This window comes from Polyangium sp. y55x31 (genome assembly GCF_029946505.1).
Taxonomy (GTDB): Bacteria; Myxococcota_A; Polyangia; order Polyangiales; family Polyangiaceae; genus Polyangium.
In genome coordinates, this window is sequence record NZ_JARZHG010000012.1 from 153,921 (window position 1) to 170,448 (window position 16,528).

Consider the following 16,528-nt stretch of genomic DNA (forward strand, 5'->3'; position numbering starts at 1 on the left):
CGGGTCCCCCTCACCGGCGGCGATAGAAGGTCACGTTGTCGATGTACACGTCCGCGAACCCGACCGGGAGCTGCAGCGCGAGCATGTTGATCGAGCGCAGATCCAGGAACGGCGCGTGTTTCGCGAATCCGACCTGGCGGAATTCGCTGAAGGGAATCACGTAGAGCTGCCAGTCCGTGGTGAGACGAATGGACGCGACCCAGCCGTCGCCGCAGCGCTCCTGCTCCGCAGCGGGCGCCGTGCTGCCGTAGCAATAATAGCCGGCTTGAGCCCCGGAAAAATCGTAAGCCTTGCATTCGGTGCCGTCCAGGTCTCGATCGTAGTAATAATCCGGTGAACGACACGCGCTCGGGCCACAGACGGGATAAAGCTCCTCGAGCAGCGCCGGCTCGGCGATCGGCGCCATCCCCACCGCGGGATCGAAGCAGCGATGCGTCGGCACCGGCGCGTCGGGGTTCTCGGGCGTACAGGGCAAACCATTCTGACAGGCGGGGCGGCAGACCTTGATACGACGGCAGAACGTCTGATGCTCGCGGTTGAGCGCGTCGCTCGTGTGTTTGTCGTGAAGCGCGACGAGGACGCCGGGCTGGCTGTCCGGGCCACGACGCGCCCAGAAGGTGACGCCGTCGTACCGGCTGAGATCCCAGTAGCGGTGCGGCTCCGGTTGCTCGAAATCATGGCCGTCGGGCCGCGTGAGCGGCAATCCCACCGGATCGACCGTCGCGCCCGGTGCCGGCGGCTCCGGGCAGAAGTCGGAACCCGAAGGACACGCCACGATCGCGGCGAGCGGGTGCTCGAGGCCCGCGCCGAAGTAATTGAAGCGCCCGCCGCGGAAGTGCAGAGCCCAGCCGTTCGGCTGGCCATCACAGCTCGGACCATTCGTGATCCGATCCGCGGCGAGGCCCCATTTTTCTTTGTAGCGCCCGAAAAGACCGGGGTACCACGCCGCATCGCCCGGCACCCGAAACGCGCCGTAGGTCTCGTCATCGTAAGCGGACCACCCCTCCGCGACGCCCACGGAGTTCGGGAGGCTGGGATCGGCCTCGAACGTCTCGATCCAGAATGGCGAGAGCTCGATCCCGGACAAACCGCTGCAATCGACCGGGCGCGAGCCGGGATCCGGCGTCTCCGCGCCGATCGACGGATACACGGGTTCGTTCGGCGAAACCAGGGATCCGTCGGGATTTCGCAGCGGGACCGCTCCATTCGTCCACGGCACGACCGCCGCGAGCCCATCGGCGAGCCACACGCGACCGGCGTTGCCGCCCTCGGAGCAGGCGACCTGGGCGCAGAGGAGAGCTCCTGCCAGCCAGTATTCGACCTTCATAGTCCGCTCTGCGACTTCCGAATGAGCTGCATGAAGTAGTCGGGCCGTTGCCACTGCCCATGGAAGTAGTAGTCGTAGTTGCGGTTTATGCCGGTGCCTTCGCCGAGGTCGTTCCAGGTCGCAATCACGAGCAGCTCGGCGTCGCGCGTCTCTTCGAGCACGCGTGAAAGGACGACCGCGTCCTTGATGATCAGGTCGGTCTGCCTGGGGAGCTTTCCGGGATGGTCGCGGCCCACCGCGTCCCATTTGACCATCGCGTGATCGATGACGTGGCCCTTGAGCGTCGAGCGGCTGCGGCGCTCGGGGGAATTGAACGTGAACCACTGATAACGCGCATCCGCCACGCGCTCCATGGCCGCGTCCTCGAAATAAGCGGAGTCCGCGTCCACGAACGGCTCCTCCTGGAAGTCCGCGACGAACATCTGCTTGAGCCTCGTGATGAGCGCGGCGGACTTGGTGCGAGGCAGGAGCGTCCCCGCGTTGTAGAAGTAGACGAAGGGTTTGCCCTTGAAGCGATACCAGTGGCGCTTGTCCACTTGCGAGAAGAAGGGCTTCCACTTCATCGCGTAGATCCGCTTCGCCGCCGCCTCCGTATCGTCGAGATCGGGCTTCTGCTTCCAGGCCTCGGAGAAATAGGGCTGGCCCCAGGTCCACGTGTCGTCGAAGAACGCGATCTTGATCGGGTCCTCGAGGCTCGCGAGAGCCTTCGCGAGTGGTTCGAGCTTCTTGTCCTCGATGTCGGGGCCGTACGTGTTGAGCAGCAAGAAATCGAGGCCCGCGTATTTCGCGTCGATGAGCTCGCGCCGCCAGAAGCCGGGGTTGCTAGGCACGTAATAGCCGGCCTTCTTCTCTCCGAAGCCGAGCAGCGGGTGCTCCTCGGCCATGCCCGGCGCGTGCGTATTCGCCCAATCCATCTTGCAATTGACCTCGTTTGGGCAATTGAAGAAGTACATGAAGACGGCGCCGATGTCGCGCTTCAGCTTCTTGGCCGGAGCGCCCGTGAACTCGGGATGGTTTTCCCAGGGATCCGAATAAGCGAGCTGGCAGGTTCGTTTTTCCTCCTCGCAGATCGACAGCACGACATCGATCCGGCGGGTCCTCGCTTGGTTCGTGAGTTTCTCGGCCCAGCTACGCACGACCTCCGCGCTCGGCTCTTTGCCCGTGATCTGGCAATACGCCGCGCGGACGAAGTTCTCCGGCGCGTGGCCGAGGTTCACGTCGACGACCTCCGCGCGTTGACACGGACCGCTCCACTCGGGCTTGAGCTTGAACGGTCCAAGGTCCTTTTCGTCGATGGTCTGACGCACGGCCCGCCCTCCCACTGCTTGGGTCACCGGCCCCGCGCCCTTCGTTTCCGCCGGGTTTTGATGCGGGGCATCAATGTGGCTCACCGTCTGGTCGAAGCAGCCCGAGAGGAGGCCCAACATCAGCGCGACCGGCCCCACGAGGGCCGCCCACCCGAGGCCGGTCGCGACGCTTTGCGGCTTCATTTGCCGATGGGACCGGTCGGCGCCGTGCCCGAGAACAGGGTCACCTCGTCGATCCAGATGTCGAAATCGGGGCCCGGCGTGATCCAGCTCAGGCCGAGGATGACGTCCTTGACCTGCACGGATCCCGCGAGCTCACTCCATTTGATGGTATATTGCTTCCACTCCGACGTCAGCGTGATGTTCTTCCCGGGGTGGTTGTAGCAATTCGTCTCGCAATCCCCGCCGTCCGCCTTGGCCTGCGTCGCCGGGTGCACGGCCTGAACCCGGAGCGCGTTGTCGGCGCCGGCTGTGCCCTTCGCCCAGAACGAGACGCCGTCGAAAGCCGAAATGCCGGCACACGCCCCGTTCGCGTCTTTCAGGCCGAAGCCGAAGCCCGCGCCAAAGCCGCCTTCGGTCGGCGCCTTGACGCCGGTGGCGCTCACGTGGCCGGCCATCGTCGTCATCACGGCGCCCTCGCCTTCGCGGGCAATCTTGTTGTAGTTCGCGGCGTCCGTATCCGCGAACGAGTACCAACCGGGGAAAGCCGCATCGGTCTCGAAGTCGTCGACGAACGCATCGTCGACCGTCAGCACGCGAACGTTGTTGTAGCAGACGCTGTCGGGGGACACGCCACCGCCCGCTCCGCCGTCGCCGCCGCTGCCGCCTGCGCTGCTCGAAGAGCTGCTGCCGCCGCCCGTTCCGCTGCCACTCGCGGCTCCGGCGCCCCCGTTGGGATCACCTGTGCCCGACGAGCACGCCGACGCAAACGCCAAGGCGCAAACGACCGTATAGATGGACACGTGCAACGCAGGAATACGCTTCATGATCTCGCCCCGTTCCTTGCAAGTTTCGAAAGTTCGTCGCTGTCGTGAACAGCTCGTGGACAGATTCGGCGAACTCCGCCGGCACCGTCAATGCGAATCATGGTCAAATATCAGCATTTACTCGGGGTGCAATTTGGCTGCGCCAGCGGTAAAACTGAAACACGATCGAAGTGGCACGAGGCCACTTCTACGGCTCGCATTGCGCAGCGCGCAAAGTGCTCATGAAGGCGTGCGGCGTGAGCCACTGCCCCTGGTGGTAGTAGTCGTAGTTGCGGTGGATGCCGGTGCCCTCCCCGAGGTCGTTCCACGTTGCAAACACCGCCAGATCGGACGCCGCGGAGCTCTCCAGGGCCTCTTGCAGGAGCTTCGGGCCCTTCACGAGCCGATCACTCGCGTTCGCGAGATCGCCCGGGCGATCACGACCGATCGAATCCCACTTCACCATGAAGTGATCGTGCGTCACGCCTTTGAGGTTGAAGTGGCTGTCCTCGTCGCCGAACGTGTCCCAGATGAACTGCGAATCCGCGACGGCCGGCATGCCGGGATCCAGGAAGAACGCGCGATCCACGGCGACGAACGGCTCGACCCCGAAATCCGCGGCGAAGAGCTCCTTGAGCCGGGCCACCACGCCCGCCGCGACGCTCAGGGGCTTCAAGGTGCCCGCGTTGTAGAAATAAATGAACGGGCGTTCTTCGACGAGGTACCAATGCTCACGCGCGATCGCCTCGAAGAATGGTTTCCACTTCGCCTGATAGATCACCTGCGCGGCCGCCTCGGCGTCAGCGAGATTGGGGGCGACGTTCCAGGGCGGCGGTTGCTGTGCCCGCCCCCAGGACCAGGTGTCGTCCAGGAAAGCAATCCGGATACCTCCGCCGATGTCGGTGAGGGCCTCGCTCAACCTGCCGAGCCGGCCGAGATCCGGGCCGTACGTATTCACGAGCAAGAACTGGAGCCCCGCCCAGCGTGCATCGTAGAGCTCGCGCTTCCAGAACCCGGCGTTGTCCGGATGGTAGTAGCCCTCCGTCGCCGCGCCGAACGCGTAGAGCCGGTGCGGCGAATCCATCCCGCTCGCGTGGGTATTGGCCCAATCGAGATCGCAGTTGACGCCGCCGGGGCACTCACTGAAGAACATCAAGACGGCGCCCACGTCGCGCTGCGTCTTCCGCACGCACGGCGTCGTCAGCAGCACCTGGTGCTTCCACGGATCCGAGTACAAAAGGGGACAGTTTTTCCCTGCCGCATCGCAAAGGCCGCGCACGACGTCGATCCGCCTCACCCATTCACGGGTCCGGAGGTCTTCGGACAGGGTCGCGACGAGCTCGGCGCTCGGCTCGGCGCCGTGGATCTGGCAATGTGCCGCGCGGACGAACGCTTCGGGCGTATGACCGAGATTCACGTCGATGGTCGCTCGCGCCGTGCACGGGCCCTCGAACTCGGCTCGAAGCTCGAAGTCGACGTTCTCCGGGAGCGCCTCGGGGGGCGGGCTCGGGCGGAGGTGCTCCGTGGGATCGTACGAACCCCGCCCGCAGCCGCAAAGGAGCGAAAAGAGCGCAAACGAGCGAACGAGTACGCGGGAGCGCATGGATCACTCGAGGAAGGCTACGTCATCAATCGTGAAGTCCCACGCGACCGCGTCCTTGGACGTCCAGTTCAAGCCGACGAGCGCCTTCGTATCCAGCTTGGCCTTGTCGCCCCACCCGAGCTGCTTCAGGTCGCTCCACTTGAGCTCGTAGGTCTTCGCCTCCGCCGTGAGATTGGTGATGATGACCGTGAAATGGTCATAACATTTCTTGCACCGTCCGAACTCCGGCATCGTGTCCACCGTGGCCACGAGGAACTTCATCGGCGTCGAGCCGGACGCTTTGAAACGGATGCCTTTGTACTTCGTGCCGTCCACCGGCGTGAGGAGCTGCGCGCCGCACAGGTTCGTGCCGATACCGCCGCCCCATTCGGTATACCCCTTCCCCGTCGTGTGGATCGCCCCGTTCTCGATGGCGCTCGTGAACTCCTCGACCGAAGGCGGCTTTTTCACGCCTCCGGTTTTGTCGCTGTACACGAACCAGCTCCCCGGCGGCTCGATCGTGGGCAGATTCGAGATACCGCCGCCGTCCCAGATCATCGGGCCCGTGGGCACGACCGGATCGGGGACCGGCAAATCGCCCCGCGCCGCGGCGGGCGTCGCCTCCGAGGAGCTTGCCCCCGACGAGGCCGTCTCACAAGGACAAGGCGGGCACGGCGCGGCGCCCTGGGGACCGATACAGCCGACGGCCGAGCCGAAGGCGGCCGGCACGGCGAGCACGATGGCAAGACCAGCGCGGAAGGAGCTCATACCCTGACTCGCGTCGCTTTGGATGATCGTTCGCGTGTACGCCCACCTCCCTACCACGCGCGCCGGAGCGGCCCCAAGCAAAATAATAGGCAAATACGGTCATTTACTGCGCGGCGTCGGGGACGAGGGGAGAAACCCGAGGGGGCGGGTTTGTCGGGGGTAGAGCGCGCGGCCGCAGCGTCCGCGTCGTGGGCGCCGGCGGGGGGCACCGGCGAAGGAAGGGGGCGTCTTCCAGGCTACGCGATGCGGCAGGCTTCGTCGAAATCGAGGCGCGGATTGCGCGGGAAGAGCTTCGTGGGGTCGCCGTGGCCGAGGTTGACGAGGAGAATGGATTTCCACGGCACGTCGGCGAAAAACGCCGCGTCGACCTTCTCCCGGTCGAAGCCGGCCATCGGCCCGCAGTCGAGCCCGAGCGCGCGGGCCGCGAGGATCAAATAGCCGGCCTGGAGCGAGGCGTTTTGCAGGAGCATGAAGTCGCGGTGCTCCGGCGGCATCCCGGCGAGGATCTCGCCCATCGTCGGCCGCGCCGGAAAGAGCTTCGGCATCTTCTCGTGGAAGCGCGTGTCGTACGCGATGATCGCCGTGACGGGCGCGCTCATGGTCTTTTCGACGTTGCCCTCGGCGAGGCAGGGGCGCAGGCGCTCCTTCGCCTCGGGGCTCTTCACGAAGACGATCCGCGCCGGCACGCTGTTGGCCGCGGTCGGCCCGAGGCGCAGGGCCTCATAAAGGCGGTGCAAGGTCGCGTCGTCGATGGGCTCGTCGAGCCAGCCATTGTGGGTACGGGCTTCGAGGAAAATCTGCTGGAGGAGTTGGTCGCTCATAGGAGGCTCGTGATGTGGGAGGTGGGGGGATGCCATCCATTCAGGTCGCGAGCGCGGGCTTGCCAATGCGTGCTTCCGCCTCGCGCTTCGGCTCGCTCGCGAGCTTGCGGCTCTCGGGGCGCAGCGCCCACGAGGCGGCGGCGACGGCGACGAGGACGAGCGGCGTGATCACCTTGCCGGCGGGATCGCCGCTCACGGCGTGGGAGTAGGCGGCGCCGGTGAGGTCAAAAAAGATGCCGGCATACGCCCACTCCTTCAGGCGCGGGAAGCGGGGAGCGAGCAAGGCGACGGCGCCGAGCACCTTCCACACGCCGAGGATGGTGGCGAAGTAGGCCGGATAGCCGAGGTGCGTCATGCCCTCGAGGACCTGCGGGGCGCCGGAGAGATCGCCGACGCCGCCCGCGGCGAACGCGAAAGCAAGGAGACCCGTCGAGACCCAGTAACCGATCGTTCGTGCCCTGTCGTTCATGAACAGGCATTGTCAGACCTGCGCGTGCCTGTAACAATGCATCAACAATTGGAAGCACCTGACAGGATTTGATCCAGATGGACGCCCCCCTCGAAACCTCCGAGCTCCTCGCCTTCTCGAAGACCGTGGAGGCGCGATCGCTCTCCCGCGCCGCCGCCGAGCTCGGCGTGCCCCGCGCCACCATCAGCCGCCGTCTCGCGCGGCTGGAAGAGCGGCTCGGGGTGCGCCTGCTCCGCCGCACCACGCGTAGCCTCGCCCTCACCGACGCGGGCGAGGCGCTCCACCGCCACGCCCGCATCGTGCTCGACGCCGTCCACCACGCCGAGGCGTGTGTGCGCAAGACCGACGACGCCATCCGCGGCGAGCTGCGCGTCTCGGTGCCGCCGATGAGCGGCACGACCTTCAACGCGATGGTCTGCGATTTCGCGCGACGTCATCCCGAGGTCCGCCTCCACGTCCACAGCACGACCCAGCACGTCGACCTCCAGCGCGGCGGCTATGACCTCGCGCTACGCGCCGGCACCGCGCTCGAACCAGGCCTCGTCGCCCGGACGCTCGCGCGGGATCCCGTTCTCGCGGTCGCCTCCCCCGCTTACCTCGAAGCCCACGGCACGCCGCGCCACCGCCGCGACCTCCGCCGCCACCGCTGCCTCATGGGCTTCGTCCGAGGGGAGCTGCCGCAAACGCACTGGCCGTTTTCCGGCGGCAACTTCCAGGTCGAGGGCGCGCTCTTCGCCAACGACATCCACCTGCTCTGCGACGCCGCGCTCGAAGGCCTCGGGATCGCGTTCTTGCCACTGATGTTGGTACGACCGCACCTCGAAAGCGGCGCCCTCGTGCACGTGCTCCCGGGCTCGCTCGAGGGGGAATCACACATCGCGGTGGTTTATCCGGAGCGGGAGTTCATGCCGCCGCAGGTGCGCGCGTTCATCGATACATTGGTGGCGTGGGCGCCGGAGATCGTCGCGCAGGCGAACGCGTCGAAGCCGAAGCGGGCGGCGAAGAAGCGCGGCGGGAAAAACGCGTAATGCGCTGAATACGACAGTGAACGTCAGGTCGTAAAATGATCGTCGACGTTCCGCCTCAGATCAGCCGCGCCACGGCCTCGAGCAGCTTGCGCTGGTCGAAGCGGCCCTTGACGATGTATTCGTCGGCCCCCGCGGCGCTCCCCTGCGCCAGATCCATCGGCCTGTCCAGGCTGGTCACGAGAATCACGGGCAAACTCTTGAACTTCGGATGCGCGCGAATCCGTTGTGTCAGCTCCACGCCGTTGAGCCGCGGCATCTGGACGTCCGAGACGACGAGGTCATAAGCGCCTCCCTGCAACGCTTGCCAGGCAGCCTCGCCGTCGTTCGCCGTGTCCACCTCGTACCCCGCCGCGGCGAGGATGTTCCGCTCCAGCGTCCGGCTCGTGAGCGAATCATCGACCACCAGGATACGCCGTTTCTTCACCGCCTCCGCCGCGTGGACGGTCTCCGTGCGCTCGCCATGGCGACCACGCGCGACATCGAGCAGGCGCGGCACGTCGAGGACGACGGCCAAAACGCCGCTGCCCAGGATCATCGCCCCCGCGATGCCCGGGATGCGCGGGATGTTCCACGGCAACCCCTTGGCGACGGACTCGACTTCACCGACGACCTCGTCCACCACGACGCCGAGACGGGTCGCGCCGTCGGAAAGGGCAATGACGATGAGCTTCGCCGGGTCGGTTTGTCGGGGCTCTTGCATGAGCGCCGAGAGCCACCGCAGCCGCAGAGGTTCGCCCCCGGCGTCCGGCACCGCCGCGACGCCGTCGACGACCTGCACCTCGGAGGCGGCCACGCGGAACGCTCGCGCCACGTACGCCGTCGGCAGCGCATAAGCCGTACGCGCCGTGCGCACGAGCAGCGCTTTCGTCGACACGACCGTCGCCGGCACCTCCATCCGGAACGTGCCCCCGCCCCCCGTGGGCTCGGCGATCCGGACGTGGCCCCCGAGCTCCGAGAGGCGTTGCTTGACGATGTCGAGGCCCACGCCTCGGCCACTCACGTGGCTGACCGACGTCGCGGTGGAAAAACCCGCAAAAAAGACGATTTCGGCGGTCTCCGTGGCGCTCATGCGCGCGAGCCGCTCCGGCGACACGATCCCGCGCTCGACGGCCCGACGGCCGATCTCGGCCGCATCCATGCCGCGCCCGTCGTCGGACACCTCGAGCTCGACCATCATCCCGGGCGCGCGGGCGCGTACGCGGATCGTGCCCATGCGGGGTTTGCCCTGACGCTCCCGGACCTCGGGCGGCTCGATGCCATGATCCACCGCGTTGCGCAGGAGGTGCATCATCGGATCGCGCAGGCCGTCGAGGATCTGCCGATCGACCTCGATGTCCCCTACATCCGCGACGAGGCGCACTTCGCGGCCGAGGGCGTGCGCGGTCTCCGCCACGGTCCGCCTCCACTGCGGCACCGACCCGGAGAGCGGCAACATGCGAGCGCGTTTGACCGCGGCCGACCAGTCGCGGACGAGGTGTCCGGAGCGCTGCACGTCCTGCCGGTTCGCCTCCACCAGACCATCCAGCCTGCGGGCGACGTCGCCGAGGGCCGAGCGCAGCTCCCCCGAGGCCGCGCGCTCGATCTGCGAGAGCTCGAGGAGGCATTGTTCGAGCTCGGCGTGGCGCACGTGCCTGCGCCCCTGCGCGACCAAAAACTCCTCGGCGAAGTGCATGAGATCGTCGAGGCGGCTCGCTTCGACGCGCACCGTGGTGGAGTTCGTCGGGCTCGGCGTGGGTCCCGACTTCGTGGGCACGGTGTCGCCCGCGGGAGAAGAGTCCGCGGAGGTCGTGCGCTCGGAGAACGTCTCCGGCTCCACGGAGACCGCGAAATCACGCGCGGCCTCGAGGGGCGCATCTCCCCCGAGGAAACGCGAGATGAGGCCGATGCCGTCGCGCAGGCGCGTGATCACGTCGGCGATCGGCACGCCCTCCCGGCGATAGGCGCCGAGCACCTCTTCGAGGCCGTGCGCGACGGCCTCGACGCCCTCGCTGCCCGCGACACGCGCCGCGCCCTTGATGTTGTGGAGGATCCGGAGCGCTCGCTCGAGCGCCCATGCATCGCCCAGCGTCTCGGGCGCCGCGAAGCGCTCGACGACCCGCGCGAGATCCTCCAGCGCCTCGGTCGCCTCGTCGCAGAACAGCGCCCAAATGTCGTCGTTGTCGCTCTGGCTCATCCCGCCTCGCTCCCGCCCTCGATCCCACACGACCGCTCGGCGCGGCTAGAACCGATCGCTGGTCGCTTTGAGGTCGAACGTGAGGCGCTCGATGTCGACGACCGCGCCCTCGAGCTGCCGGACGCCGGTGGCGTTGTCCCGCGCGGCCTTCGTGATGCCGCCGAGCGCCGAGGCGATCTGCGCGACGCCGGAGGCCTGTTGCGCCGAGGCGCCGGCGATTTGCCGCGCCCGGGAGGCGCTGTCGCTCAGCACCACGGCCAGGTTCTCCACGATGTCGCGCACCGCCTCGACCGCGCGACGCCCGTCGTCGCAGCGCTTCGTGCCCTCCTCGGTCGCCATCACCGCGCTCTGCGTGGCCTTCTGGATCTGCGCGAGGATGCCGCGGATCTGCTGGGTCGCGCGCTTGCTCTGCTCGGCGAGGCTACGCACCTCCGACGCGACCACGGAGAAGCCGCGCCCCTGCTCGCCGGCCTTCGCGGCCTCGATGCTCGCGTTCACCGCGAGGAGGTTGCTCTGCTCGGCGAGGTCACTCACCGCGTCGACGATCGTCGCGATCTGCGAGGTCTGCTCGGAGAGCTGGAGGATCTGGGACGCGATACCGGCGACGCGCTCATTGATCGTCTGCATCATCGCCATCGCCTCGAAGAGCCTGTCGCGGCCGAGATGGCCGTTCTTCGCGGCCTCGTCGGAGATCTGCGCGACCTCTCGCGCGCTCGCCGCGGCGGCCTCGCTCGTCTGCTTCATCTCCTCGACGGTCGTGCTGACCTCGGTCACCGCAGAGGCCTGCTCGGACGCCGTCCCCGCGTACTCCTTGGCGGTCGCGCTGATCTGCGTCGCGTTCGTGGAGAGCCGGGCGACGCCCTCGCGCATGCTCTTCGTCACGGTCCGCAGCCCCTCGGTCATCTCGCGCGCCGCCGTGACGAGCGTGCCGACCTCGTCGTTCGCCTGCGCGCTGCCCGCGGCGACGTCGACCTGCTTGAGCTCCTCCGCTGCGCCCGCCGTATCGCCCGCCGCCATCTTGCGGAAGACCTCGACCAGCCGCGAGATCGGCGCGGCGATCGTCCCCGACAGCCAGAAGGCGAGCGTGACCGCCACGGCGAGGACAACCCCGATGACGAGGATGAGCATGTTCCGCGCCTCGGTGTAGGTAGCCTGCGCCTGGCTGGCTGCAGTCATCGCCTCGCGCCGGTTGTAGTCGAGGAGCCCGTCGAGCGCGACGTTCGACGCGTCGTAATGCGTCTTCGCTGCGGCGAAGAAGTCCTTGCGGGCCTCCTCGTTCTCGTTCTTGCGGCTCTTCGCGAGCAGACGCGCCGCCTCTGCGAGGTGCGCCCGATGCGCGCTGACGAACGCGTCGTGGAGCTTCCGCTCCTCGTCGTTGGTGATGTCGCGCCCGTACTCCTGGATGCGCTTGTCGATGGTGTCCTGCATCGACTTGATGTCGACCTCGACGCGGCTCATGTCGCCCTCGTTCGTCGAGTCGATGTGACTGAGGTAGAGCAGGCGCAGGTCGGAGGTGTTCGCGTTCAAGAGGCCGAGCGAATCCACGCTCGGCACGGTGCTCTCCGCGAGCTCCCTGCTGACGTTGCGCAGGTTGCCCGCCTCGTACACGCTCACGATGCCGAGCACGCCCGAGAGAATCGTCACCGCGAGAAACCCTGCCAGCATCCTGCCGCGTATCGTCAAGTTCATGTCTTTCCTCAATCCGTGATCGCCCGCGTCCCCGCGCGCGGGCTTTCCCCCTCGCCGTGCGCGACGGGAAGGCGCTCGACGTCGATGATCGCCACGAGATCCTTGGTCATGGCCTGGACGGGACGATGCGAATCGGACTTCATCTGCGACGACAGCTCGTCCTCGTAGATGTCCCGGAACCCGAGGACGGACTCCACCGAAAGCCCGAGCGGCCCCCTCGCGCCCTCGACGACGGCCATGGCGCTCGCGCGCTCTCCGCCCGCGCCGAGGATCGACGCGAGGTCGACGACGCCGACGATCTCGCCGCGGACGTGCGTGATCCCGACGAGCCAGCGCGGAAGGCCCGGCAGCGTGGTGATCTCGGGCATCGGGACGATCTCGCGCAGCACCTCGACCGGGATCCCGAGGCGCTGCGCGCCCGCGCCGACGAGCGCGACCCGAGCGGCAATCCGACGAGGTCCGTCGTCGCTCGCCGTCGCGGCCAGGCGCTCCGCGCGCCGCTTGAGGATCTCCTCGCGCGACGCATCGTTTTCGTGTCGTGCTTTCATAAAAGGCCTTCCTTGACGAACCGCACGGCGTCGAGGAGCTGCCCCGCCGTGGTCTCGCCGTCCTCGAGCAGCGCGTCGTGCGCGCATGTCGCGAGCAGTCCTTCCAGCGCGCGCCCCTGCGTGATGGCCTGCCCAGCCTGGCCGGCTCGCTGCAGCGCCACGACGTACCAGTAACGCGCGAGTCGATGCTCGGGCCGCAAGAACAAAGTCCGCCGTAGGTCCTCCACGGCGGCCTCGTGCTCGCCCCGTTCGAGCGAGACTTGTGCCCGGATCATGTATCCGATCGGCGCCGTCGAAGGCCGCTCGAGCAGCGCCGTGACGATGGAGAGAACGGCGGCGGGCTGGCTCAGATCGGCGCGGCGCAAGGCCTCCGCTTCGACATCACGATGGTCCGCGGGCGCCGGGGCCGGAGGCGGCGCCGGGGCCGCAGGCGGCGCCGGGGCCGCGCGAACCGCAGCGCGCGACGGGCGGCCCACCGCGGCGAACGACGGTCGCGACTTCGAAGCCAGGTGCGCCGAACGCGAGGAGCGAGGCCCGGCGCGGCCTCGACGGCTCGACGGCACCGGCTGCACGTCGGGCTCGAACCCCGGGGCGCGTGTTCGGTAGATGCTCGTGCTCTCGTGGCCCGCGTCGACGAAATGCGCCGTGTTCGGCCGAGGATCGGCGGGCGCCACGATGAGGAGCCCTCCGGGCCTGAGCACGCGGTGAAACTCGCGATACGAGTCCGCGATCACGCTCGGGCTCAGGTAGATGGCGACGTTCCGGAAAAACACGGCATCCACCGAGCCCGCGGGGAGCGTCGCCGCGTGGTGCACCACGTGCCCCACGTCGAACGTCACGGCCCGCCGCACGAGCTCCGCCACCTCCGCGCCCGACCCCTCTCCGCGCCGGAAGTAGCTGGCCGAGAGCCAGGCCGGCGCCTCGCGAAAGGCCCACGCGCCGTAGACGGCGGCGCGCGCCTTGCGGATCGCCTCGGGGCTGATGTCCGACGCGAGGATGCGGACCCGCGCGAGCGCCTTCACGCCGAGCCGCGCGTGGATGGCAATGGCGATGGAATACGGCTCTTCGCCGCTCGCGCAGCCGGCCGAGAGCACACACGCGCTCGCGAGCGGATCGGTGAGCCGTGACTGGAGCGTATCGACCAGAAAATCGAAATGGCCGTTGTGCCGAAAAAAAAACGTCTCGCGGACCGTGAGATGGTCGAGGAGCTCGGGCAGAAGCGAGGGCCACGCCGAAGTCTCCCGCGAGAGCGCCTCGACCGTGGTGCCGCGACGAACCGCGATGTGCTCGAGCCCGCGCGAGGCCTGCAGCGCCCAGTCGTCGCGCGGCGAGAGCCCACTCGCGCGTGCGATCGCGTCGAGCAACGCGTCGAGCCCACCCTCCCCGCTCATCGCGCGGGCGTCTCCTCGTGCCTCGCGTTTTCCGCCTCGGGAGGCGCCTCGAGCGGCGGGATGTCCGAGGTCGCGATGAGGCGGCCCAGGCTGAAGAGGAGCACGAGCCCCTGGGCATCACGGAGCGTCGCCCGCACGTAGGGCGCGATCGGCAAGCTCGCGCCCGGGCCGTTCGTCCGCTCTCCCAGCGCGAGCACGCGCACGCCGAGCACCTCCTGCACGACGAGGCCGATCCGTTGCTCTTCGTGTCGGCAGATGACGATGTGATCGTCGACGTCGAGCGCCCGCGCACGGCGCTCGATCCGGGCCGCCACGTCGAGCACCGGGAGTGCCCGACCTCGGAGGTTCAAGAGCCCGTGCACCCACGGAGGCGCTTCGGGCAAGGGCGCCATCGCGGCCGCGGGGACCGCTCGCTCGACCACGTCGAGCGGCAAAGCGACCCGCGTCTCCTCGACGCGACAAACGACCGCCTGGATCTCGCCCGCGAGCGGCAGCGGCTCGTCGGCTTCGTGCGTCGACGTGGATCGTTCGAGCTCATAGAGACGTCGCTTGAGCTCGGCGATTTCCCGCCCGATGTCTTGACGCGTGCTCACGCTCCCCCCGAGGCCCGTGCGGGCTTTTCGAGATGCGCGGAGACCGCCGCGACGATCTCGCGCGCGTCGCCCGTCTTGCGCAGATGCCCCGCGGCGCCGAGGCGCTTGGCCGCCGCGCGGAGCAAGGTCTCCGGCTGGTTGGAAAAAAGAACGACCGGTATCCGGTGGAAAACGCCGTCCCGGCAGAGCCGTCGGAGCAACGCGCCGGCGTCCTGCTCCGCGATGGAGAGGTCGAGCAGGATGAGCGCGGGCTGCTCCCTGGAAATCGCGTCGACCGCGGCCGCCATCGTGTTCGCCGTGAGCGCGCGGAGCCCCGCCCCCTCGAGCGCGCGCTGCACGACGCGGAGCACGGTGCGGCTATCGTCCACGACGAGGACGGTCCGCGACCGCGCGAGGGGGACGGCCTGGTGCCCCCGCATTTCGGCCCGCGCCGGGACGTGGCCCCGGCCCTGCGTGGCCGGAGCTCGTTGCATGCCCGCGAGCGCCTTCACAGTCTCGTCGACGAGCCTCAGCGCATCCTCGGGGCTCCGGCCCTCGTCCCGTCGCAGCGCGCCGACGGCCTCGTCGAGCCGGCACGCGAGGTCCCTGAGCGCCGGCAGCTCGACCATCATGAGAATGCCCCGCAGCGTGTGGGCGTCGCGGGAGAGCTCACGCAATGCGGCTCGATCCGAGGGGCAGGCCCGCAGGGAATCACGCGAGCGCACCATCGAGTCGAGGAGCATCTCGGATTCCGCAAGGAAATCGCTCAGGAGGAGCTGGTGCTCGGAGGCCATTTCGTATGCTCCGTCTTTCTGCCGCGGGTGACGTGTCCACGCCGGACGCGCTCCGGGTGAAGCGGCGCGCGGCGGCGCGAGGCTCCTAGCTCCCTGTGTCGAGACCCGGCCGCATCGTTTCGAGCCACGCCCTCGCCGCGGCCTCGTCCCGGGAGAAATGGCGGTGCAGGGGCTTGCCGGTGAGCTTCGACACCGCACGCTGGACCATTTCGAGGACCACTTGAATATGGAAGTCCGCACCGAACACGGCCATCGCGTGGGGCGGCACGCGCCTCGCCCAGGCGCTCATGTGGTCCCGCGCCGCCGCGTCGAGGTCGACGGACTCGGACATGTCGAAGAGGATGAGGTAATAGGGGCGCGGACGGGCGAACGCCTCCAGTCGCGAGATCGCGGCCTTGCCGAGGTCATTCGCGACGGCGCCCCGCGCCTTGAGCACGACGAGGTCCGGCGGCTCGATGGTCATGTCGAGGCTGCCCGTCTCGCGGATCGACGCCCTGCGCGTGGAAGGGGGAGGCTCGCCGTCGGTCGACCTCGCGGGCGTCTCCCGCAAAGGGTCCGAAAGGAGCGCCGTCGCGCTCATGCGCACACGGCTCGCCGGCTCGGCGAGCATCGCCGCTTCGAGCACCGAGGCGAGCTCCTGCGTGTCCTCGGGCTTCTGGATGGCGCCGTCGGCCCCGAGCCGATCCGCGAGCTTCTGCAGAACGCCCTTGTGCATGTTGCTGCACAGGATCACGCGTACACGCGGCGCGCTCGAGGTCTCCCGGATCATCCGCACCAGACGTGGGCCGTCGAGCTGCGGCATATTCACGTCGAGGAGCACCACATCGCAGGCCGTCTCCCGGATCGCCTGCAAGCTCCCCTGCGGCCCGTGGTTGAAACGCGCCGTGAAGCCCGCACCTTCGAGCGCAGATGCCGCGCGCCGGCCGAAGTCGTCATCATCATCGATGATGAGGACCTTTCTTCTGCCCGTAGGAAGCATCCCCCGCCGAGAAGCGTGAAGGGGTGTCTTACTTTGAATCAAAGTGATTCCCCATCGTTTGGGGGTAACAGACTTCTCGGCCCGGCGTCAATCGTGATCACCGCTCCTGATCGTA

At 68.0% G+C, this 16,528-nt stretch carries 15 protein-coding genes; 1 reads left to right on the forward strand and 14 read right to left on the reverse strand.

Features of this window, described 5'->3' with window-relative positions:
• Window positions 1–10: 10 nt before the first annotated feature.
• From QHF84_RS22110 to QHF84_RS22140, 7 genes are all read right to left on the reverse strand, one after another.
• Window positions 11–1,327, reverse strand: coding sequence for a hypothetical protein (locus tag QHF84_RS22110; RefSeq protein ID WP_281315345.1), 1,317 nt, complete (start codon window positions 1,325–1,327; stop codon window positions 11–13).
• Complete coding sequence (locus QHF84_RS22115) at window positions 1,324–2,817, reverse strand: DUF5010 domain-containing protein (RefSeq protein ID WP_281315346.1); 1,494 nt, start codon at window positions 2,815–2,817, stop codon at window positions 1,324–1,326. The genes QHF84_RS22110 and QHF84_RS22115 overlap by 4 nt, the downstream gene beginning before the upstream one ends.
• Entirely contained in the window at window positions 2,814–3,620 is an 807-nt protein-coding gene (locus QHF84_RS22120; RefSeq protein WP_281315347.1) for a hypothetical protein, read from the reverse strand. Before QHF84_RS22120 ends, QHF84_RS22115 begins: the two co-directional genes overlap by 4 nt.
• A 187-nt stretch (window positions 3,621–3,807) precedes the next feature.
• Window positions 3,808–5,202, reverse strand: a complete 1,395-nt coding sequence (locus QHF84_RS22125) for a DUF5010 domain-containing protein (RefSeq protein WP_281315348.1) — start codon at window positions 5,200–5,202, stop codon at window positions 3,808–3,810.
• Window positions 5,203–5,205: 3 nt separating this feature from the next.
• Window positions 5,206–5,949 carry a hypothetical protein gene (locus tag QHF84_RS22130; RefSeq protein ID WP_281315349.1) on the reverse strand — a complete coding sequence of 248 codons (744 nt, stop codon included), beginning with the start codon at window positions 5,947–5,949 and terminating at the stop codon, window positions 5,206–5,208.
• A 236-nt stretch (window positions 5,950–6,185) separates the two neighbouring features.
• On the reverse strand, window positions 6,186–6,770 hold the full coding sequence (locus QHF84_RS22135) for a malonic semialdehyde reductase (protein ID WP_281315350.1): 585 nt from the start codon (window positions 6,768–6,770) through the stop codon (window positions 6,186–6,188).
• Between the two features lie 40 nt (window positions 6,771–6,810).
• Complete coding sequence (locus QHF84_RS22140; RefSeq protein WP_281315351.1) at window positions 6,811–7,239, reverse strand: DoxX family protein; 429 nt, start codon at window positions 7,237–7,239, stop codon at window positions 6,811–6,813.
• A gap of 77 nt (window positions 7,240–7,316) precedes the next feature.
• On the opposite strand from QHF84_RS22140, the gene QHF84_RS22145 reads away from it, so the two are divergent.
• Window positions 7,317–8,267: a LysR family transcriptional regulator gene (locus tag QHF84_RS22145; RefSeq protein ID WP_281315352.1), complete on the forward strand. Its 951-nt coding sequence runs from the start codon at window positions 7,317–7,319 to the stop codon at window positions 8,265–8,267.
• A 55-nt stretch (window positions 8,268–8,322) separates the two neighbouring features.
• Here the strand turns inward: QHF84_RS22145 and QHF84_RS22150 are convergent, their stop codons facing one another.
• The 7 genes from QHF84_RS22150 to QHF84_RS22180 all read right to left on the reverse strand — a co-directional run bounded on the left by QHF84_RS22150 (window position 8,323) and on the right by QHF84_RS22180 (window position 16,413).
• Window positions 8,323–10,440: a response regulator gene (locus QHF84_RS22150; protein ID WP_281315353.1), complete on the reverse strand. Its 2,118-nt coding sequence runs from the start codon at window positions 10,438–10,440 to the stop codon at window positions 8,323–8,325.
• A gap of 45 nt (window positions 10,441–10,485) precedes the next feature.
• Window positions 10,486–12,129, reverse strand: coding sequence for a methyl-accepting chemotaxis protein (locus QHF84_RS22155; RefSeq protein ID WP_281315354.1), 1,644 nt, complete (start codon window positions 12,127–12,129; stop codon window positions 10,486–10,488).
• 8 nt (window positions 12,130–12,137) lie between these two features.
• Complete coding sequence (locus QHF84_RS22160; protein ID WP_281315355.1) at window positions 12,138–12,677, reverse strand: chemotaxis protein CheW; 540 nt, start codon at window positions 12,675–12,677, stop codon at window positions 12,138–12,140.
• Window positions 12,674–14,068: a CheR family methyltransferase gene (locus QHF84_RS22165; RefSeq protein ID WP_281315356.1), complete on the reverse strand. Its 1,395-nt coding sequence runs from the start codon at window positions 14,066–14,068 to the stop codon at window positions 12,674–12,676. The genes QHF84_RS22160 and QHF84_RS22165 overlap by 4 nt, the downstream gene beginning before the upstream one ends.
• Window positions 14,065–14,661 (reverse strand): chemotaxis protein CheW, encoded by a 597-nt coding sequence (locus tag QHF84_RS22170; protein WP_281315357.1) that lies wholly within the window; start codon window positions 14,659–14,661, stop codon window positions 14,065–14,067. The genes QHF84_RS22165 and QHF84_RS22170 overlap by 4 nt, the downstream gene beginning before the upstream one ends.
• On the reverse strand, window positions 14,658–15,434 hold the full coding sequence (locus QHF84_RS22175; protein WP_281315358.1) for a response regulator: 777 nt from the start codon (window positions 15,432–15,434) through the stop codon (window positions 14,658–14,660). Before QHF84_RS22175 ends, QHF84_RS22170 begins: the two co-directional genes overlap by 4 nt.
• Before the next feature lie 85 nt (window positions 15,435–15,519).
• Entirely contained in the window at window positions 15,520–16,413 is an 894-nt protein-coding gene (locus QHF84_RS22180) for a response regulator (RefSeq protein ID WP_281315359.1), read from the reverse strand.
• Between the last annotated feature and the right edge of the window lie 115 nt (window positions 16,414–16,528).

Bases quoted from the DNA above. Each gene is read 5' to 3' on its own strand.
- QHF84_RS22160 (WP_281315355.1), bottom strand. From the start codon at position 12,677: ATGAAAGCACGACACGAAAACGATGCGTCGCGCGAGGAGATCCTCAAG.
- QHF84_RS22115 (WP_281315346.1), bottom strand. From the start codon at position 2,817: ATGAAGCCGCAAAGCGTCGCGACCGGCCTCGGGTGGGCGGCCCTCGTG.
- QHF84_RS22175 (WP_281315358.1), bottom strand. From the start codon at position 15,434: ATGGCCTCCGAGCACCAGCTCCTCCTGAGCGATTTCCTTGCGGAATCC.
- QHF84_RS22180 (WP_281315359.1), bottom strand. From the start codon at position 16,413: ATGCTTCCTACGGGCAGAAGAAAGGTCCTCATCATCGATGATGATGAC.
- QHF84_RS22135 (WP_281315350.1), bottom strand. From the start codon at position 6,770: ATGAGCGACCAACTCCTCCAGCAGATTTTCCTCGAAGCCCGTACCCAC.
- QHF84_RS22130 (WP_281315349.1), bottom strand. From the start codon at position 5,949: ATGAGCTCCTTCCGCGCTGGTCTTGCCATCGTGCTCGCCGTGCCGGCC.
- QHF84_RS22140 (WP_281315351.1), bottom strand. From the start codon at position 7,239: ATGAACGACAGGGCACGAACGATCGGTTACTGGGTCTCGACGGGTCTC.
- QHF84_RS22110 (WP_281315345.1), bottom strand. From the start codon at position 1,327: ATGAAGGTCGAATACTGGCTGGCAGGAGCTCTCCTCTGCGCCCAGGTC.
- QHF84_RS22155 (WP_281315354.1), bottom strand. From the start codon at position 12,129: ATGAACTTGACGATACGCGGCAGGATGCTGGCAGGGTTTCTCGCGGTG.
- QHF84_RS22145 (WP_281315352.1), top strand. From the start codon at position 7,317: ATGGACGCCCCCCTCGAAACCTCCGAGCTCCTCGCCTTCTCGAAGACC.
- QHF84_RS22150 (WP_281315353.1), bottom strand. From the start codon at position 10,440: ATGAGCCAGAGCGACAACGACGACATTTGGGCGCTGTTCTGCGACGAG.
- QHF84_RS22125 (WP_281315348.1), bottom strand. From the start codon at position 5,202: ATGCGCTCCCGCGTACTCGTTCGCTCGTTTGCGCTCTTTTCGCTCCTT.
- QHF84_RS22120 (WP_281315347.1), bottom strand. From the start codon at position 3,620: ATGAAGCGTATTCCTGCGTTGCACGTGTCCATCTATACGGTCGTTTGC.
- QHF84_RS22165 (WP_281315356.1), bottom strand. From the start codon at position 14,068: ATGAGCGGGGAGGGTGGGCTCGACGCGTTGCTCGACGCGATCGCACGC.